1 protein-coding gene is annotated in these 1,003 nt (G+C 36.6%); it reads left to right on the forward strand.

All coding sequences use genetic code 11. From position 1 onward, the window contains the following. Positions 1-181: 181 nt before the first annotated feature. Positions 182-781, forward strand: coding sequence for a pentapeptide repeat-containing protein (locus B5D54_RS16835; RefSeq protein ID WP_078927669.1), 600 nt, complete (start codon positions 182-184; stop codon positions 779-781). Positions 782-1,003 lie beyond the last annotated feature (222 nt).

Here is a 1,003-nt window from a genome sequence, read left to right on the forward strand (position 1 = left end):
GCTTTTTTTGTTAATACTTTGAAATAATTAGTAAAGTTACATAACAAAGCATTTAAGAGGGACAATCAACGCGTGGCATTTTTGGTTTGGGTGGGTATTTAAGGTTACGGCTGGTTAGTTTAAGTTCAGCTGTTAGCGTTGCTTGCCCCTTAATGCTGCGTTAGGCTATTCAGAGGATACGATGACAGATTTAAAAAACAATGAGCACTATTTCGACGTTTCTTTTGAGAAGCTTTCCTCACTGGATGGACAGTATAGCGGTATCGAGTTTGAAGATTGTCAATTCTCCGATTGTGATTTCTCAGCGGTCAAATTTCGGAAATGTAAGTTCACAAACTGCATATTTGAACGCTGTAATTTAAGCTTGGTTGATTTTTCAAATTCAAAGCTATTTGAGCTTAAATTCCAAGACAGTAAATTAGTTGGCGTCGATTGGACGAAAGCGATGTGGGCAGTTTATCACTCGGACTTTGAGCTAAGTTTTAAGCGTTGTATTTTAAATGACTCGTCTTTCTTTGGTCTGACTTTAAATGAATTGGTTTTTGATGAATGTAAGTTGCATGATGTTGATTTTCGTGAAGGTAATTTCAGAGGTTCAACAATGACTTATAGTGACTTCAGCCACAGTTTATTTATGAGAACAAATTTGCAAGGTGTCGATTTCAGCGAATCAATAGCGTACGCAATTGATGTACTAGAAAATAATGTTCAAAAGGCTAAGTTTTCCCGATATGAAGCGTTGAACTTACTAGAAAGCTTAGGCATTGAATTGGTTGATTAATAGCCTAACAAACGCTTCAATAGGGACATCCAACGTTCGCCATTTTTGGTTTTAATGGCTTTTGAGGTTACGGCTGGTTGGTTTTAGTATGGTTGTTTGCGTTGTCTGCCCTTTAAGCGGGCGTTATGTAACCGTAGAGAAAAAGATCGCAATTTATTGATAATTAAGCTATTTCTATGCTTTGTCGTATTTTGATTTTGGTTTCTGATTTATTTGATAGGT

Origin of the sequence: Vibrio cincinnatiensis DSM 19608 (genome assembly GCF_900167345.1) — a bacterium.
GTDB lineage: Bacteria > Pseudomonadota > Gammaproteobacteria > Enterobacterales > Vibrionaceae > Vibrio > Vibrio cincinnatiensis.